Below are 674 nucleotides of genomic sequence, written 5' to 3' on the forward strand. Positions count from 1 at the left end.
AACGCAATTCCGATGATATAAAGGTGACGGATTTATTGATCGAGGCTGCAAAGCAGCAGCTGCGCGGGGATAATGGCGAACCTTTAATCGAAGATGTGGTCGCCCGTTATGGAAGTATCGCTAAGGAGCTGGATATATCCGAGGAAGTCATCACGGGGATCCGCGAAGATTTACAAGCACTGTTGCATGCAGATCAATCCAAGCCAAAGCGTTATTTGGATGCTTTAAAGGCAAGTGGCGAGGATAATAATGCGAAGCTGATTGCCGCCTATTTTCAAAGGCGGGGTGTCGAAGCGCAATATGTCAATCCGAAGAAAGCTGGCTTGATCGTATCGGATGAAGATGGATATACCCAGGTGCTGCCGGAATCGTATGATCGGTTATATGATCTGCGTGATGAGCCGGGAATCGTCGTATTTCCAGGGTTTTTCGGATATACGTTAGATGGTGATGTTTTAACGTTTTCAAGAAGCGGCTCTGACATTACGGGCTCGATTCTTGCAAATGGCGTCAAAGCCGAATTGTATGAAAACTTTACCGATGTGGATGCCGTATATGCGGTTAATCCAAATGTGGTATCCAATCCGAAGGGGATCAGGGAATTAACGTATCGAGAAATGCGTGAGCTTTCTTATGCCGGTTTCTCGGTATTCCATGATGAGGCGCTTATTCCT

General features: G+C 46.4%; 1 protein-coding gene. It reads left to right on the forward strand.

Features of this window, described 5'->3' with window-relative positions:
- The coding region (locus CVN76_RS06470) for an amino acid kinase family protein (RefSeq protein WP_442857556.1) at positions 1-674 on the forward strand (674 nt) is incomplete at both ends.

This window comes from Bacillus sp. mrc49, from assembly GCF_002803435.1.